9 protein-coding genes are annotated in these 17094 nt (G+C 74.4%); 8 read left to right on the top strand and 1 reads right to left on the bottom strand.

Annotation, left to right across the window (positions count from 1 at the left end; all coding sequences use genetic code 11):
• From BL253_RS11365 to thiC, 8 genes are all read left to right on the top strand, one after another.
• Positions 1-1753, top strand: a 1753-nt coding sequence (locus tag BL253_RS11365) for an SDR family NAD(P)-dependent oxidoreductase (protein ID WP_116438847.1), incomplete at its 5' end; no start/stop codon positions are given.
• Positions 1746-7592 carry a type I polyketide synthase gene (locus BL253_RS39270; RefSeq protein ID WP_081438231.1) on the top strand — a complete coding sequence of 1949 codons (5847 nt, stop codon included), beginning with the start codon at positions 1746-1748 and terminating at the stop codon, positions 7590-7592. The genes BL253_RS11365 and BL253_RS39270, both read left to right, overlap by 8 nt.
• Entirely contained in the window at positions 7589-7927 is a 339-nt protein-coding gene (locus BL253_RS11345; protein WP_071053075.1) for an acyl carrier protein, read from the top strand. The genes BL253_RS39270 and BL253_RS11345 overlap by 4 nt, the downstream gene beginning before the upstream one ends.
• Before the next feature lie 122 nt (positions 7928-8049).
• A complete protein-coding gene (locus BL253_RS11340) occupies positions 8050-9069 on the top strand; it encodes an alpha/beta fold hydrolase (RefSeq protein WP_076816199.1) in 1020 nt (339 codons plus the stop codon).
• A gap of 159 nt (positions 9070-9228) precedes the next feature.
• A complete protein-coding gene (locus BL253_RS11335) occupies positions 9229-10431 on the top strand; it encodes a glycosyltransferase (RefSeq protein ID WP_076816197.1) in 1203 nt (400 codons plus the stop codon).
• Positions 10432-10484: 53 nt separating this feature from the next.
• Positions 10485-12365 (top strand): class I SAM-dependent methyltransferase, encoded by a 1881-nt coding sequence (locus tag BL253_RS11330; RefSeq protein WP_198946240.1) that lies wholly within the window; start codon positions 10485-10487, stop codon positions 12363-12365.
• 172 nt (positions 12366-12537) lie between these two features.
• Positions 12538-13788, top strand: a complete 1251-nt coding sequence (locus BL253_RS11325; protein ID WP_076816203.1) for a type IV toxin-antitoxin system AbiEi family antitoxin domain-containing protein — start codon at positions 12538-12540, stop codon at positions 13786-13788.
• Positions 13789-14013: 225 nt separating this feature from the next.
• Entirely contained in the window at positions 14014-15948 is a 1935-nt protein-coding gene (thiC, locus tag BL253_RS11320) for a phosphomethylpyrimidine synthase ThiC (protein WP_241834714.1), read from the top strand.
• On the opposite strand, the gene BL253_RS11315 is transcribed toward thiC, so the two are convergent.
• Complete coding sequence (locus tag BL253_RS11315) at positions 15905-16504, bottom strand: endonuclease V (RefSeq protein ID WP_241834713.1); 600 nt, start codon at positions 16502-16504, stop codon at positions 15905-15907. The genes thiC and BL253_RS11315 overlap by 44 nt on opposite strands.
• Between the last annotated feature and the right edge of the window lie 590 nt (positions 16505-17094).

The following is a 17094-nucleotide window of genomic DNA, read 5'->3' as shown; positions in this document are numbered from 1 at the left end:
TCTGGCGGATGCCGCGGGTGGTGAGTTGGACGAGTCGGTGGTGGAGGAGTTGGCGGCGATCAAGACGGTCGACGGCATCGTCGACTGGATCGTCGAGCACGCTGCCGCCAAGAACGCTGCCGCTGAGAAAGCCGCCGCCGCGAAGGCCGCCAACTCGGACGAGACCGGCGCGGAGCGCCCGGCCGCCGAAGGCGAGCCGGTCGGGGGAGCGCGATTCCCGCTGCGCCGGTTCGTCGTCGAGCCGGGGCCGCTGCCGGCCGTGGGAACCCGGGGTCCAGCCCTGCCGGGCGACGGCGGGCCGCTCGCGGGCGGACGTTTCGCCGTCGTCGAGGGCGGACTGGGCGTCGGCCTGGAGATAGCGGACCTGCTGGAGCAGGCCGGCGCGACCGTGCGCCTTCTCGACGTCGGCGCGGCGGACCTCGCGGAGGCCGTCGCCGGCGGGGTGGCCGCGGACGGGCTGCTGTGGGTCGCCGCGCTTGACGCCGGCGCGGGCTCCGCGGCTGAACTGCCCGGCGCGTTCGCCGCGCTGCGGGCGGCGGCCCTCGGCGGTACTCGCCGGCTGGTCCTCGCCAGCGGTCTGGGCGGCGACTTCGGCCGCCGGGGAGGCGCCGCGGTGACCGACCCGGCCCCCGTGGCCGGCGCCGGGTTCGCCGGCTTCGCCCGCACCCTCGCGCACGAGCTGCCCGACGTCACCGTGCGGGTCGTCGACGTCGACCCCAAGGACGCGCCCCGCCGGATCGCCGAGTCGCTGCTCGGCGAGCTGATCGCCGAGCATGCCCCGCTCGTCGTCGGCTACCGCGACGGCACCCGCTCGGCGTTGCGCGTCCTGCCCGCCGAGCTGGCGGCCCAGGCCCAGGACGCCGAGCCGCCCCTGCTGGACGCGTCCTCGGTGGTTCTGCTGACCGGCGGCGCCCGCGGCATCACCGCCAAGGTCGCCCTCGAGATCGCCCGCCGCCACGGCGCGCACATCGAGCTGGTCGGCCGGACGGCGCCGCCAGCCGGCCCGGAGGACCCGGCCACGGCCGCCGCCACGGACGCGCCGGCGCTGCGCCGGGCGCTGATCGCCACCGGCATGCGCCGCCCGGCCGAGATCGAGGCGCGCGTCGCCCGGCTGCTCGCCGAGCGCGAGGTGCGCGCCACCCTCGCCGAGCTCGGCCGGACCGCGGCGGGCGTGCGCTACCACGCCGTCGACGTCCGCGACGTCGTCGCCGTGCGGGCCGTCGTCGCCGACGTCTACGCGCGCCACGGCCGGCTCGACGGCGTCGTCCACGGTGCCGGGGTGCTCGAGGACCGGCTGGTGAAGGACAAGACCCCCGAGTCGTTCGCCAGGGTGTACTCGACGAAGGTCGACGGGGCGCGGGCGCTGCTCGGCGCGCTGCCCCGCGAGCGTTCGCCGCGCTTCGTCGCCCTGTTCGGCAGCGTCGCGGGAGTCTTCGGCAACCGTGGCCAGGTCGACTACGCGGCGGCCAACGACACCCTGGACACGCTGGCGCACGCGCACACCGGCGTCCTGACGGCCTCCGCCGACCCCGCGGGAACGCCGGGCCGGATCGTCAGCGTCGACTGGGGACCGTGGCGCGCCGAGGGCGGCGGCATGGTCTCCGCCGAGCTGGAGCGCGAGTACGCCCGGCGCGGCATCGGCCTGATCGAGCCGGCCGAGGGCGTCGACGCGCTGCTGCGCGAGCTCGCGGCGCCCACCGGCCCGGCGCAGGTCGTCTACATGTGCGGCGAGGTGGACGCCTTCCATGGCTGATCACCTCAGGGAAGGCGCAGCGGGGACCCCGGCCGCCGATGATCCGATCGCGATCGTCGGCATGGCCGCGCTGTTCCCCGGCGCGGGCGGCCTGGACCAGTACTGGTCCAACATCGTCGGCGGTGTGGACGCGATCCGCGAGGCCCCGCCCGGCCGGTGGGACGACGAGTTCCACCGGCCCGAGGCGGCGGCCCCGCCACCGCCGGGGACGCCGCGGGCCGACCGGCTCTACACCCGCCGCGGCGGGTTCGTCGACGAGCTCGCCACGTTCGACCCGACCGAGTTCGGCATCATGCCGCTCGCGGTCGAGTGGGCCGAGCCCGACCAGATGCTGGCGCTGCGGCTGGCCGCCGAGGCGATCGCCGACGGCGGCGGCCAGGACGCCCTCGGCGACCGCGAGCGGGTCGGCGTCGTGCTCGGCCGCGGCGGCTACTTCGGCCCCGCGTTCGCCCGCATCGAGCAGCGCGTCAAGACCGCCCGCCAGGTCGCGGTGACGCTGCGCGAGGTGCTGCCGGACCTGCCGGAGGAGGCGGTCGAGCGGGTCCACGCGGCGTTCGTCGCGAAGCTGGGGCCGGAACGGCCCGAGGCGGCCATCGGGCTGGTGCCGAACCTGGCCGCCTCCCGGATCGCCAACCGGCTCGACCTGCGCGGCCCGGCGTACACCGTCGACGCGGCCTGCGCGTCGTCGCTGATCGCCGTGGACGCCGGCATCCGCGAACTGCGCCTTGGCCGGGCGGACACGATGCTGGTCGGCGGCGCGCACATCGTGCACGAGCCGACCTTCTGGAGCACGTTCGCGATGCTGCGGGCGCTCTCGCCCTCGCAGCAGATCCGCCCGTTCGACCGGACGGCCGACGGCGTGCTGATCGGCGAGGGTGTCGGCCTGCTCATGCTGCGCCGGCTCTCGGACGCGCTGCGCGCCGGCGACCGCGTCTACGCCCTGGTCCGCGGCACCGGGATCGCCAGCGACGGCCGCACCTCCTCGCTGATGGCGACCGCCTCGGCCGGCCAGACGCTCGCCGTGCGCCGCGCCTGGGCGGACGCCGGCCTCGACCCGCGCGCCCCGGGCGCCGTCGGGCTGATCGAGGCACACGGCACCGCCACCCCGAACGGGGACGCGGCCGAGCTCGCCACCCTGGGCGAGGTGTTCGGCCCGCTGGACCCGGCCGCGCGGCTGATCGGCGTCGGCTCGGTCAAGTCCATGATCGGGCACACGATGCCGGCCGCCGGCGCGGCCGGCCTGATCAAGGCCGCGCTCGCGCTGCACCACCGCACGCTGCCGCCGACGCTGCACTGCGACGACCCGCACCCCGCCTTCGCCGGCACCCGGTTCGCCCCGGTGCTGGCCGCCGCCCCCTGGGATGAGCCCGCCGGCGGCGCGCCGCGCCGCGCCGGGGTGAACGCCTTCGGCTTCGGCGGTATCAACGCGCACGCCGTCCTGGAGCAGGCCCCCGACCGGCCGGCCGTGTCTCCCGTGGCCACGTTCCCCGCCCCGGCCGCCGGCCTCGCCGCGTCCGTCACCTCCGCCGCGTCCGCCGCCTCCGCCGACGGCACGGCGGTGACGGGGATGACGGCGATCGCGCCCGCCGGGCTCACGGCCGACCCCGAAGCCGAACCGGTGCTGCTGCTCGCGGCGGCGACGCCGGCCGAGCTCGCGGCCCAGCTCGACGTGCCGGACGAGGTGCTGCTCGCCCGCGACGACGCCGCCGCGGCACCGACGGGCGGCCCGTGCCGGCTCGCGCTGGTCGCGCCGACCCCGCGCCGGCTGGCGCTCGCCCGCACGATCGTCGCCCGCGGCACGCCATGGCGCGGCCGCAACGACCTCTGGTTCACCCCGTCGCCGCTGCTCGCCGGGCCGGGCCCGGCCACCGCGGCCCAGCCCACGCCGGCGGGGAAGCTGGCCTTCCTGTTCTGCGGGCTGGAGGACAAGTTCGAGCCGCGCATCGACGACGTGTGCGCGCACTTCGGCGTGCCACTCCCCGACCTGGGCGAGACCGGCGTGCTCGGCGGCCACGGCAGGGCCAGCGTCGAGGTGGGCCGGGTGCTCGACCTGGTGCTGCGCCGGCTCGGGATCGTCCCCGACGTCGTCGGCGGCCACAGCGTCGGCGAGTGGAACGCGATGATCTCGTCGGGCATGGTCGCGAACGACTTCGTCGACGCGTTCATCGGCGGCTTCGACCCGGCGTCGCTCGAGGTGCCCGGCGTGTGCTTCGGCGCGGTCGGCTGCGGCGTCGAGATGGTCGACGAGGCGATCGCGGGGCTGCCCGACGTCGTCGTCTCGCACGACAACTGCCCGCACCAGTCGGTCATCTGCGGGCGCGAGGCGAGCGTCACCGAGGCGCTCGCCCGGCTGCGCGCCCGGGGCGTCCTCGGGCAGGTGCTGCCGTTCCGCTCCGGCTTCCACTCCCCGTTCCTGCGGCCCTACCTCCACACCGAGGACTCGCCGCTGGTCACGATGCCGCTCGCGGCGCCGGACGTGCCGATCTGGTCGGCGACGACCGTCGCGCCCTACCCGGACGACCCGGCGGCGATCCGCGACCTGACCGTGCGCCACCTGCTCGAGCCGGTGCGGTTCCGCGCGCTCACCGAGCGGCTGCACGACGCCGGTGTCCGGATGTTCCTGCAGGTCGGCGTCGGCACGATCGCCGGCTTCGTCGACGACACGCTGGCCGGGCGGCCGGACCACGTGACCGTCGTGTCCAACTCCCCGAAGCGTTCCGGGCTCGACCAGCTGCGCCGGGTCGTGGCGGCGGTCTGGGCCGAGGGCGGTACGCCGCGCCTCGACCTGCTGCCCTGCCGCCACCGCCCCGGCGCGGCCGCCGAGGCCGGCGCGGACGGCGCGGTGCCCGTGACCACTCCGGCGGTCGCCACGGCCGAGCCAGCCGTGCCGGCGGGCTCGGCGGCCGCGCCGCGTCGCGGCGGACGGCCCATGCTGCTGCGGCTGGGTTCACCGATGATCCGGCTCGGGGCGGACGCCCCGGCGCTGCTGGCGGACGCCCGGCCTGACGAGCTGGCGGTCGCCACGCCGGCGGCCCGTCCGGCGGCCGGCGTGGCCGTGCCCGCGGCCCGCTCGGACGCCGCCGCGTCCCAGCTGCCACCGGCGGGCGCGGGGGCTGCCCGGTCCGCGGATGCCGATCTCCTTGCCCTGGCCGGCGCCGTCGCTGGCCGCGGCGGTCACCCGGTGCTGGCCGAGTTCGGCCTGGCGATCGCCGAGACCGCGGCGGTGCTCGCGGATGTCCAGGCGCGGTGGGACGGCCGGACCGCGGGCCTGCCCGTGCCGGCGGCGACCAGGGCGCTGACGTCCGTGCCCGGCGCGTCGGCGCGCGCCGCCGCGCCGTCATCCCTCGCGCCGTCGGCCCCCCCGGCGGTGGCGCCCTCGGCTCGCGACCATCCGCCAGCACTCGCCGGCGGGAATGGCGCCGGCTCCGGACGCGACGCCGCCGGGCGGCCGGGCGCTGGGACAAGCCTCGCCAACGGTGCCGCCGCCAACGGTGCCGCCGCCAACGGTGCTGGTGCCAATGGTGCTGGTGCTGGCGGCACGGGGAGCCTCGGGCCGATCACCACGACGGTTCACCGGACGCTGTCGCTGGCCGAGCTGCCGCACGTCATCGACCACTGCTTCTACCGGCAGCCCCCGGGCTGGAAGGACCTGTCCGACCGGTTCCCGGTCATGCCGATGACGGCCGTCCTGCAGATGATGATCGACGAGGCGCGAGCGTTCCAGGCCTCCCGGCTCGGGGAGTCCCAGCCGGGACGGACGCCGGGCGACCTGGTGGTCGCCGCCGTCCGCGACGTCCGGGCGCTGCGCTGGGTGGCGATCGAGCCGTCGGTCGAGGTGACGATCTCCTGCACGACGCTGCCCGACGGCGCGGTCCGGGTGTCGATGGACGGCTATGCCCGGGTGACGGTGGTGTTCGCCGACGCGTACCCGCCCGCTCCGGCCCACACATCGTCGAGCGCCGACCTGCTCCCGCTCACCGCCGAGCCGGCGGGAGTCCCGGGCCCGCTGCCCGGCGAGACGCCGTCACCGCACCAGGCCGCCGAGCTGTACGGCGGCCGGTGGATGTTCCATGGCCCGAGCTATCAGGGCATCACCCACGTCGACGGCATCGCGCCGCTCGGCGCCCGCGGCCAGCTGGTGGTGACCGGCGCGCCCGGCGCGTTGCTCGACACGATCGGCCAGCTCTACGGCTACTGGGCCACCCAGCATCTCGACGTCGACTCGCTGCTGCTGCCGCAGGCCGTCACCGAGATGCGCTTCTACGGTCCGGACCCGGGGCCCGGCGAGCGGATGTCGTGCGTGGTGCGCATCCGCGACATCGCGGCCAAGACCGTCACCGCCGACCTGGAGGTGAGGGCCGCCGACGGCACGGTCTGGGCCGAGGTCACCGGCTGGACCGACCGGCGGTTCACCGCGAACGCCTGGCTGTGGCTGCTCATGCGTGACCCGGAGCGCAACACGGTCGCCGAGCCCCGCCCGGATGGCTGGGTCGTCGTCCCGGACTACTGGCGCGACATCGCCTCCCGCGAGCTCGTCGTCCGCCACTTCCTGGACGCCGAGCGCCGCCGGGTGCTCACTGGGAAGAACCCTCGCGCGGCCAGGCAGTGGCTGCTCGGCCGGATCGCCGCCCAGGACGCGGTGCGCCGCTGGCTGTGGACGCGCGGGGCCGGCCCGGTGTGGGGCATCGAGGTCGGCATCGACAACGACTCCGCCGGCCGCCCGTTCGTCGCGCGCCTGCCCGAGCGGCCCGGCATTCCCGCCGATCCGCCGCCCAACCTCTCGATCGCGCACAAGGTGGACCTCGCGGTCGCCCTGGTGGACACCGAGGGCGATGTCGGCATCGACCTGGAGACGGTGGCGCCGCGCACGCCCGGCGCGCTCGCGGCGGGCCTCACCGCCTCCGAGCGCCGCCTGCTCACCGAGCTGACCAGCGGTTGCGGCGACCCCGCCAGCGCCAGCGGCCTGGCCACCTACACCGCCGACGCCGATCACGACGCCGACGGGGCGGACGACGGAACTGGCGACGGTGCCCACGCCGGGACCGGCGACCGTACCGCCGCCGAGGCCGGCACCGCCGACGACGCCGACGAGTCCGTCCGGCTGGGGCGGGCGGCCTGGTTCGCGCGGATCTGGGCAGCCAAGGAGGCGGTCGCCAAGGCCGACGGCACCGGCCTGCAGGGACGGCCGCGCCGCTACGTCGTCGACCGGGTCATCCCGGTCGGCGCCGGTTCCACGGACGCGGATGTCGACCTCGCCGTCGAGACCAGTCTCGACGCCCGCCCGCTGGACGAGGCCGTCCTCGGGGCGGAGCACGCGATGGTCGAGGGCATCAGGTCGGCTCCGCTCCGTCCCGCGGAGGCCAGCTCCGCCGAACCGCCGTTGCTGCTGCGCGTCACCGTGCTCACAGAATCCGGTCCCACGCGCCAGCGTTGGGTAGCGCTGCGTACGGTCGACGGTATGGGCCGTGTACGGCGGGAGACCGGTGGCGCCGACCCTGTTCGTATCGGTGACCACATCGTCGCCTGGACATCGCTGTCCGTCGAGCGTGCCGCGCGTGTCCGTCATCCCCGAGACCTGGCGACCCCATCCACGAGTTCGCGGCCTTCCGAGGGCGACCCGGTCGCCTCGGACCGGACACCCGAGGTGGGCGTTCGGCCGCGTGAGGATTCGCCGTTGTCGCGCCGGGGTTCCTCTCCGATCGGTGAAGTTGATCGGAGAGGTTCGCTTCGGCCCGTGACCCTCGAAGAAGGCCTCCGGCCACGCGAGGCGCCGCCATCGTCGCGCGGCCTTCGGCCTGAGGCCCCGAGCACCAGTGACGAAGGAGCACCCACGACATGACCATTCAGGACACCCTCCGCTCAGCCGACCCGACGCTGGACGCCCTCGAGGCCAGGGTTCTCGGTGAGATCGCCGAGATGCTGCGCGACGTGATCGGCGAGGAGTACGTGGTGGACATGGAGATCACCATGGACACCTCGTTCAACGAGGACCTCGAGCTCGAGAGCATCGAGTTCGTGACGCTGGCGGACCGGATGCGGGTCACCTACGGCGACCAGGTCGACTTCGTCGGCTTCCTCGCCGAGATGGACGTCGACCGAGTGATCAACATGCGGGTCGGCGAGGTCGTCCACTTCATCGCCGACTCGCTGCGCGCCGGCGCCAAGGGTGCTTGACCGGGCCGCTCGTCGGCGGAATCGGTCGAGCTGGTACGAAGTGGTGCAGGGCCGGCGCGGCCCGCGGGGCTGGCTGGCGATGTCGGTGTGCCCGAGCGGGTCGCCGAGGAAGGAGTCCGACCGTGGCTGAGGTCGTCGCTAACGGCGTGCGCCTGCATGTCCAGCGGCTCATGCCGTCCCGAGGCCCACGCCCCGACGCCCCGGTGGTCGTCATGCTGCACGGCATGGTGATCGACAACCTGGCGAGCTTCTACTTCTCGCTCGGCAACGCGCTGGCCGACGCCGGCTGCGAGGTCATCTGCTATGACCTGCGCGGCCATGGCAAGAGCGAGCGCACGCCGAGCGGCTACGGCATCGCGAACGCGATGGCCGACCTGTCCGCGCTGCTCGACGAACTGGGCGTCGACCGCCCGGTGCACCTGGTCGGCAACAGCTATGGCGCGACCCTTGGGCTCACCTACGGCGTCGAGTTCCCCGAGCGGGTCGCGAGCCTCACCCTGATCGAGCCGCCGTTCCGCATCGAGGGCCTCGGCGAGGAGATGGCCCGCTCGCTCACCCAGGTGCTCGCCGCCATCTCCGACGAGGAAGTCGAGGAGTGGCTCACCTACAGCGCCGGGCGGGCGGTCGRCCGGATCATGCGCTCCGCGCAGTCGCTGCTGCGTGACACCACGATCGCCGAGGACATGCTCGCGACCGCGCCGTTCTCACCCGACCGGCTGCGCGCCCTGCCGGTGCCCGTCCTCGCCGTCTACGGAGGCAACTCCGAGATCATCGAGCAGGGCGACGGCCTGGCGAGGCTCGTGCCGGACTGCACGCTGGTGGTGCTCGAGCGCCACACGCACATGGTGCTGCGGGAGGCCGTCGACTACCTGCGCGAGCTGCTGCGCTGGTGGCTGCTGCGCCGCGACGAGCAGATGCCGGAGTACACCCACAGCGGCGGCCAGCCGTTCGAGCTCGCCGACTGGGTGCTCTCCCRCACGGTCCCGTCGGACCTCAACGCCGAGCGCCGCGCCTCGTCGGCCTCCGGCCCAGGTGAGGCCGAGGCCAAGGCACCGGGCGGCGCGCCCTCGGCGATGCCTGTGGCTGCCGGCGCAACCTCCGCGGCCTCCGCCGCGTCCTCCGGGGTGCCGGGCGAAAAGTGACGCAGAGGGTGGCACGTACGGTGGCCGGGCGGGGCCGGTCCGCTGTGCCGGCCGCGCCGGTCAACGGCCGCGCCGGGCTCAGCCCGGGTCCCCAGCGAGCCCGCGCCAGCGGGTCGCTGGAGAGGTGCTTCGGCCAGATCCCCGGGGAGTGATGGCGACGTGGGTCGCATCCTGTTCGTCGTCCCGCCATTGGCCGGGCACGTGTACCCGGCCGTCGGGATCGGCGGCGAGCTGGCCGATCGCGGCCACGAGGTCGCCATCGCCGGCCACGCCAGCGTCGTGGGCCCGCTGGTGCCCGCGCCGCTGCGGCTGATCGAGCTGCCCGAGCAGATCACCTCGGGGGAGCGCGCCGAGATCGAGGAGAAGTCGCGCCGCCAGCGCGGCACCGGCTCGTTCAAGTTCCTCTGGGAGGACTTCCTCCTGCCGTTGGGCTCGGCGATGGCCAGGGACCTGGAGCCGGTCGTCGACGACTTCCGCCCCGACGTCGTCGTCGTCGACCAGCAGGCGGTCGGCGGCGCGCTGCTCGCCCGCCGCCGGCGGCTGCGGTGGGTCACGCTCGCGACCACGTCCGCCGAGTTCGACAACCCCTATGGGGTGATGGCCGCCGTCGGTCAGTGGGTCGTCGACCGGCTGCGCGAGTTCCAGCTCGCGTCCGGAGTGCCGGCCGAGGACGCCGCCCGCGGCGACCTGCGTTTCTCCGAACTGCTGACCTTGGTGTGCTCGGTGAGCGAGCTGCTGCGCACACCGGACGCGGTGGCGGCGCTCCCGCCCGGGACGGTGTTCATCGGCTCGGGCGCCGGGCTTCGCCAGCCGATGGGTGACTTTCCCTGGTCGTGGCTGGATCCGGCCCGGGCCAAGGTACTGGTCTCGCTCGGCACCGTGACCCGGGAGGCGGGCGGGCGGTTCCTGCGCGTCGCGGCCGAGGCGCTGGCCGGGATGACCGACCAGGTGCAGACCATCATCGTCGCCCCGCCCGGCATCGTCGACGACCTGGCCGCCGCGGCGCCCGCCGACGTGCTGGTCCGCGGCAAGGTGCCGCAGCTGGAACTGATGGGCCATCTGTCGGCCGTCGTCTGCCACGCCGGCAACAACACCGTCTGCGAGGCCCTGTCCCAGGGCGTCCCGCTGGTGGTCGCGCCCGTGCGCGACGACCAGCCGGTGATCGCCGAGCAGCTCACCAGGGCGGGCGCGGGGCTGCGGGTCCGCTTCGGTCTGGTCAACGCCGCCGGCGTCGCCGCCGCGCTCGGCTCGGTGCTCGGTGACCCCGCGTACCGCTCGGCCGCGCGGCGGCTGGGCGACGACTTCGCCACCGCCGGAGGTGTCGCCGCCGGCGCCGCGCACATCGAGAAGCTGCTGCCGTGACGAGGGGAACGGCGCCGGCGCTACAGGCTGGCGCGCCGGCGGCGGGATAGATCGTGGGGACGCTGCTCTGGTGGGCGCCGATCCTCGTCGTCGTCGGCCTGCTCGTGAACGGGGTACGGCTGCGCGGCCGGCTGCGCAGGCTGGACACGCTGCCCGCCTCCGGGCGGCCCGTCGACCCGGACCACCTGTTCGTCTGCGCCGTCGGTGTCCAGCTCACCGAGGCGGCCAGGCGGTCCGCGAGCTACCACGCCAGCCGGGAACGGCTCGACGTGCTGGACCTAGTGCCGGCCGACCTGACCATCGAACGGGCGCTCGACGTGGCCCGGATGGTCGACACCCGCACCTACCGGAACGACCGGCTCGCGCCTGGGCGGGGGGCGTTCCAGGCGCTGCTGGTGCGTGCCGAGGTGGCCCACCGCGCCGGCGTCGAGGCACGCGAGGACTACACGCCGGTCGAGCTCGTCGAGATCACCGAACGGCTCAAGCGGCACGCCCCGGCGAGCACCGACCTCGCGGTGCTGCCGGGGCTGGGAGCCGCCCGTGACGACGGCGCCACCCGGGTAAGGGTGCAACGGCGGTCGTGGAGCGTCATCAAGCCGATCAACATGTACCTGCCGACCCTGCGCGACGTCGCGACCGGCATCGGCGTGCACCTCAACCGGCCGTGGGGCCTCGCCGCGACGGCGCTGTTCTGGTGCCAGCCGTTCTTCGTCTGCGCCGGGCGGGTGCCGGTCGCGCCGCGCGACCTGATCCGCAGCCCGATCGTGCGGATCACCGCTGGGCTGGAGTACACGGTCAGCACGGTGCGGGCCTGGCGGAAGGCCCAGCGCTCCGCCGCGGAGGCGAAGGCGGCAGGCCTGCCGCCGGACCCGGTCAAGGCACAGGCCAAGGCGCAGGCGACCGCCCGGCGCGAGCGCTACCAACGGGCGTTCGCGGCCGGCCCCGAGACCTTCCTCGCGGATCGCCGTCCCGACTGCCCGTGGTGCGGCTCGTTCGAGCTGGTCGTCCGGCTGGCCTCCCGCGACCTCGAGCTGCGCAAGCCCGGCCGGTTCCAGCTCGACGAGTGCCTCGTCTGCGGGCATGTCTTCCAGAACCCGCGGCTGACACCGGTCGGGCGGGTGCTCTACGAGCGTGACCGCAAGGACGGTCTGAACGAGAAGCGTGCCCAGGCGGCCGTCGTGGCGGGGGCGGCGCGGCTGCGCGCCAGGGCGGAGCTGATGCGCCCGTACGTGCTGCCCCGAGCCTGGCTCGACGTGGGCACCGGCATCGGCTCGTTCTGCAACGTGGCCCGCTCGGTGTGGCCGCGCACGGCGTTCGACGGGGTCGGCCCGGCGGAGACGATAGGCGAGGCGCGCAGGCGCGGCTGGGTCGACCGTGCCTACCCCGCGAGCTTCGCCGACATCGCCGACTCGATCACCGGTGGGTACGACGTCATCAGCATGTTCGGCTACCTGGAACGCAGCAGGGACCCGTCCGAGGACCTCGACGCGGCGGCGAAGGCGCTCGGCCCGGGCGGCTATCTGGTGATGGAGCTCGCGAATCCCGCCGCCCTCGGGGCCCGCCTCCTCGGGCGGCTGTGGCGGGGCTGGGGGGTGCCGGGGGTGCGTCAGCTCATCCCGGTCGAAAACCTGGTCGCCGCGCTGGCGGACCGCGGGATGCGCACGGTGCTGATCCAGTTCGGCGAGGCGCACGAGCCCGGCGACCTGCTCGCCGCGGTCGGGCTCGCCACCCAGGCGCTGGCCCCGAGCCCGACGCTGCCCTGGCTGCTCGGCTCGCCGTCCTCGCCGGTCCGCTGGCTGGCTCACGTGGTGGTGCTGACGGCCGCCGCGGCGCCGGCGATCCTCGCGGGCCTCGCCGGCGCGGTACTGGTGCCCTTGCTGCGCAAGGGCGAGCGCTCCAACACCTACCGCGTCATCGCCCGCCTCGACGCCTGAACCGGGCGCCTGACGGGGCCGGACCGGGCGCCTGACGGGGCCGGGCGTCCCGTCCAACCCCGCCTTCGGCCCGTCTGATGGCGTTATTGGAGAACTGTTGCTTTGGGGTTGGTTATCCACAGATGTCATGTTGGGCTTGAATGCGCCATTAGCCGTGTTCATCGTGCTTCTCATGACTACCGACCGGGCCCAGCGCGGCCATGCCGTCCAGAACGAGACGTCCTTCGTCGACATCAGCTCCACGGGCGAGGTCCGTACGCCGGCCGACGGGCCGCTGCCCGCGCCGCGCGCCGGCGGGACGGCCGACGAACCCGTGGCGGGGCTCGCCGCCGGGCGCGCCGGTGTGCTGACCGTCAAGGAGGCGCTGGCCGCCGGGCTCACCCGTGCCGAGATCCGCCGCCGCGTCGACAGCGGCTGGTGGCAGCTGTACCCGGGCGACGTCGTCGTCACCCAGCCCGGCCCCCTGACGCTGATCCAGCGCCTGTGGTGCGCACTCGTGTCGATCGGTCCGGACGCGCTGCTCGGCGGCTCGTCGGCGGCGGCTCTGGGCGGGTTGCGCGGTTGTGAGGAACCGTGGCTGACCGTCCTGCTGGCGTCCGGCCGCCGCGTCACCCCCCGTCCCGGGGTGCGGATCCGGGCGACCGCCCGGCTCGGCGACGAGGACCTCCACCTCGACAGCTGGCCGCCGCGCACGGCGCTCCCGCGCTCGGTGGTCGACATGGCGGAGTGGGCGCCCAGCCACGACGAGGCGCGCCGGATCCTGGCGCTCGGCGTGGCCAGCGGGATCGTCGAGTCCGACGAGGTGCGCTCGGCGCTCGCCCGCCGCGGGCCGATCAGCCGGCGGCAGGTGATCAGCGATGCCCTCGACGACCTCGACGCCGACGCCCCATGGGTGCCTGACCTGCTCCACCAGCGGATCGAGGAGCGGTTCGGGCTGCCGCCCGGCCGCCGCGTCCGCCCTGACTCGCGCGGCGCCGGTCGGCTCGACATCCACTACGAGCCCTGGCGGGTCCACGTCGAGCTGGGCATGATCGCGGCGACGGGCATCCGCACCGCCGCCGTGCCACCCGCGCCGTCGACGGTCCCGGGCTCGCGGGGCGGCCGGGTGGCGCGGTCGGTGCCGGCCGGAATCCAGATGGTCGCCCATCCGGGTCAGACCGGCCGGTGGGCTGGCCACCTGGTGGTGCGCGTGCCCATCCGGATCCTGCGCGAGGAGCCCGATCGCGTCGGCGCCGCCGTGGCGAGCGCGCTGCGCCAGCGCGGCTGGACTGGCGCGCACTCCCGGCTCACGCGAGGTACCAGCGGCCGGGCACCCGCGTCCGCGACCACGCTGGACCAGACGTTCGGCCCGGCACTGGGTGTGGACCTGGCCGGGCTCGGCCCGTTCGCGGACTCCGCCGCCGTGCCGCGCGCGTGGGCGTGACGAGGAAAGGCGTGACGACGGCCCGCGGGTTGACGTAGCGTCCGAGGCGAACGGAACCGCGGGAGCTCCCACCTCAGGGGGCTGAGAGGGCGGCTGGGCATCGGGCCCGGGGCCGCCGACCGCCGAACCTGTCCGGGTAATGCCGGCGTAGGGAGCTTTCTCATGGCGCAGTCCGCCCGTCCCACCCCTGTGTCCACCGGCACCGCCGTGCCCAGGACCGATCCCATGCCCACCACCGACCTCGCGTCCGACGGTTCTGTGCCCACCGACTCACTGCCCACCGACTCAGTGCACATCGCCCCGCTGCCCGCTGGCGGATCCGCCAGCGGGCAGCCCGGCCGCCCGCTGCCGGGCAGCCGGCGGACCTACCTCACCGGTCCGTCCGGCGCCGGCGGCGCGCTGCGCGTCCCGATGCGGGAGGTGCCGCTGTCCACGGGCGAGTCCGTCGTCCTCTACGACACCTCCGGTCCCTATACCGACCCGGAGGTCACCGTCGACGTCCGGCGTGGCCTCGCCGCGGGCCGCGCGCCGTGGATCGAGGCCCGCGGCGACACCGCCGAGGCACCTGGCCGGCCGCCCGCGGCCGACGGCCAGACCGATGGCCGTCGCGCCACCGACCCGTTGGCGGGCCGCCGGGAGTCTCGGGTCTCGCCGGTCCCGCAAGCCCTCCGGCGGCGGGCCGCGCCCGGCGTCGCGGTCACGCAGCTCGCCTACGCCCGGCGTGGCGAGATCACCCGGGAGATGGAGTTCGTCGCGGTCCGGGAGGGGCTCGCGCCGGACTTCGTCCGCGACGAGATCGCCGCCGGGCGGGCCGTGCTGCCCGCGAACATCAACCACCCCGAGTCCGAGCCGATGGCGATCGGCCGCAACCTGCTCGTGAAGATCAACGCCAACATCGGCAACTCGGCGGTCTCCTCCTCGATCGAGGAGGAGGTCGAGAAGATGGTCTGGGCGACCCGCTGGGGCGCGGACACCGTGATGGACCTGTCCACCGGTCGCGACATCCACACCACCCGAGAGTGGATCATCCGGAACTCGCCCGTTCCCGTCGGCACGGTGCCGATCTACCAGGCGCTGGAGAAGGCCGGCGGCCGGGCCGAGGATCTCTCCTGGGACCTGTACCGGGACACCGTCATCGAGCAGGCCGAGCAGGGCGTCGACTACATGACCGTCCACGCGGGCGTGCTGCTGCGCTACGTCCCGATGACCGCGCGCCGGCGCACCGGGATCGTCTCCCGCGGCGGGGCGATCCTTGCCGCCTGGTGCCTGGCGCATCACGAGGAGAACTTCCTCTACGCGCACTTCGCCGAACTGTGCGAGATCCTGCGTGCCTACGACGTGACCTTCTCGCTCGGCGACGGGCTGCGCCCCGGTTCGATCGCCGACGCGAACGACGACGCCCAGCTGGCCGAGCTCGCGACGCTCGGCGAACTGACGCGCGTCGCCTGGGAGCGCGACGTCCAGGTCATGATCGAGGGCCCCGGGCACGTCCCGATGAACAAGATCAAGGAAAACGTGGACCTGCAGCGCGAGCTGTGCCACGACGCGCCCTTCTACACACTCGGGCCACTCACCACCGACATCGCGCCCGGGTACGACCACATCACCTCGGCGATCGGCGCCGCGATGATCGGCTGGTACGGCACCGCGATGCTCTGCTACGTCACCCCGAAGGAGCACCTGGGCCTGCCGGACCGCGACGACGTGAAGGCGGGCGTCATCGCCTACAAGATCGCCGCACACGCGGCGGACGTCGCCAAGGGCCACCCCGGCGCGCAGGCCTGGGACGACGCCCTGTCCGCCGCCCGGTTCGACTTCCGCTKGGCCGACCAGTTCAACCTGGCCCTCGACCCGGAGACCGCGCAGGCCTTCCACGACGAGACCCTGCCGGCCGCTCCGGCCAAGTCGGCCCACTTCTGCTCGATGTGCGGCCCGCACTTCTGCTCCATGAGAATCACCCAGGACGTCCGCCGCTACGCCGACGAACACGGCCTCGACTCCACCGAGGCGATCGAAGCGGGCCTACGCGCCAAATCCGCCGAATTCACCGCCCACGGCTCCCAGCTCTACCTGCCGGCCCCGCCCCCGCGCGTCGAGCCGCACCCGCGACGTGCTGTCAGCGAGACGAGATCCGGGCGTCAGCAAGCGCCTGCCGACTGAGCCTGTCGGCTGCCCGCGTCGTCTCCGGCAGGCGGTAGTTGGGGCACAGTTCCAGAACCCATCGACAAGCGGCGTCAAGATTGGTTCGGTGCCCCACCGAGACGTACACCTCGCGGATGCCGTCGCGGGTTCGCAGCGAGGCTCCCACCGGCTCGCCGTCGAGGACGATCGCTGTCCGGTCGCCTCGGCGGTMGCCGGGCGGTGAGTGGCCGCCGACGAACTGCGTCTTCGCCACCCCGATCGTGGGCAGGTCGACGGTGACGCCGAGATGGCAGGCCAGCCCGAACCGTCGAGGGTGGGCGACGCCATGCCCGTCGCACACCAGCAGATCGGGTGGCGCGGCGAGCTGTGGGAGAACGGTCTCCCAGGCGTCGAGCAGGGGCGGCAGCTCCCGGAACGACAGCATCCCCGGGATGTAGGGGAAGACGGCCCGGCCAACCGCCGTGGTCGACGCGACCACCTTCCAGTCGGGCGCGGCGAGGACGACGACCGCGCCCGCGAGCAGATCGGACTCGGTGTCATAGGCGACGTCGAAGCCCGCCACCGTCGTCACCATGTCAGGACCGGGCACGTCGGCCAGGACAAGCCGACGCAACTCTGCCTGCGACGCCTCAGCATCCTCCCGCCGCCGCACCACAACCCCTTGTTCTTCGAATACCGGCCCGCGCGATCGGGCCGAGCACGGTCCAGCTCGGCTCGGTCCCATCCTCGTAGCTATGGCGCGATGGCCATCCCGCCCGGCCAGATCTGACTCGGCTCACGTTGATCGCCTGGACGGGATCGTAGGTCTGTGACCTGGGGTGTTGTCTGGTGAAACGGCGAAAGTTCGCACTGACACGCTGGTTCCAGGCTGGCCGGGTGTCTCTGTAGGTGTGGACGGCCTCCTGACCGGCCGGGCTCAGACACCGAATCCGACACCGAATCCGAGCTGCCGGATCCCCGAGCGCACCCCACCCCGGAACACGACGGCCACCCACCCGGCCCGACCCCACACTCGATCCGGCCCCCGACAGACCGGTCCACCACCAGCCGAGGGCGCCCCAGCGCCCGACGGCGTTCCGCGGAACCGTGTGGATCTCGGCGTTCCGCGGAACCGTGTGGATCTCGGCGTTCCGCGGAACCGTGTGGATCTCGGCGTTCCGCGGA

This window comes from Pseudofrankia asymbiotica (assembly GCF_001983105.1).
GTDB lineage: Bacteria > Actinomycetota > Actinomycetes > Frankiales > Frankiaceae > Pseudofrankia > Pseudofrankia asymbiotica.
This window is presented reverse-complemented; position numbering and strand designations above follow the sequence as displayed.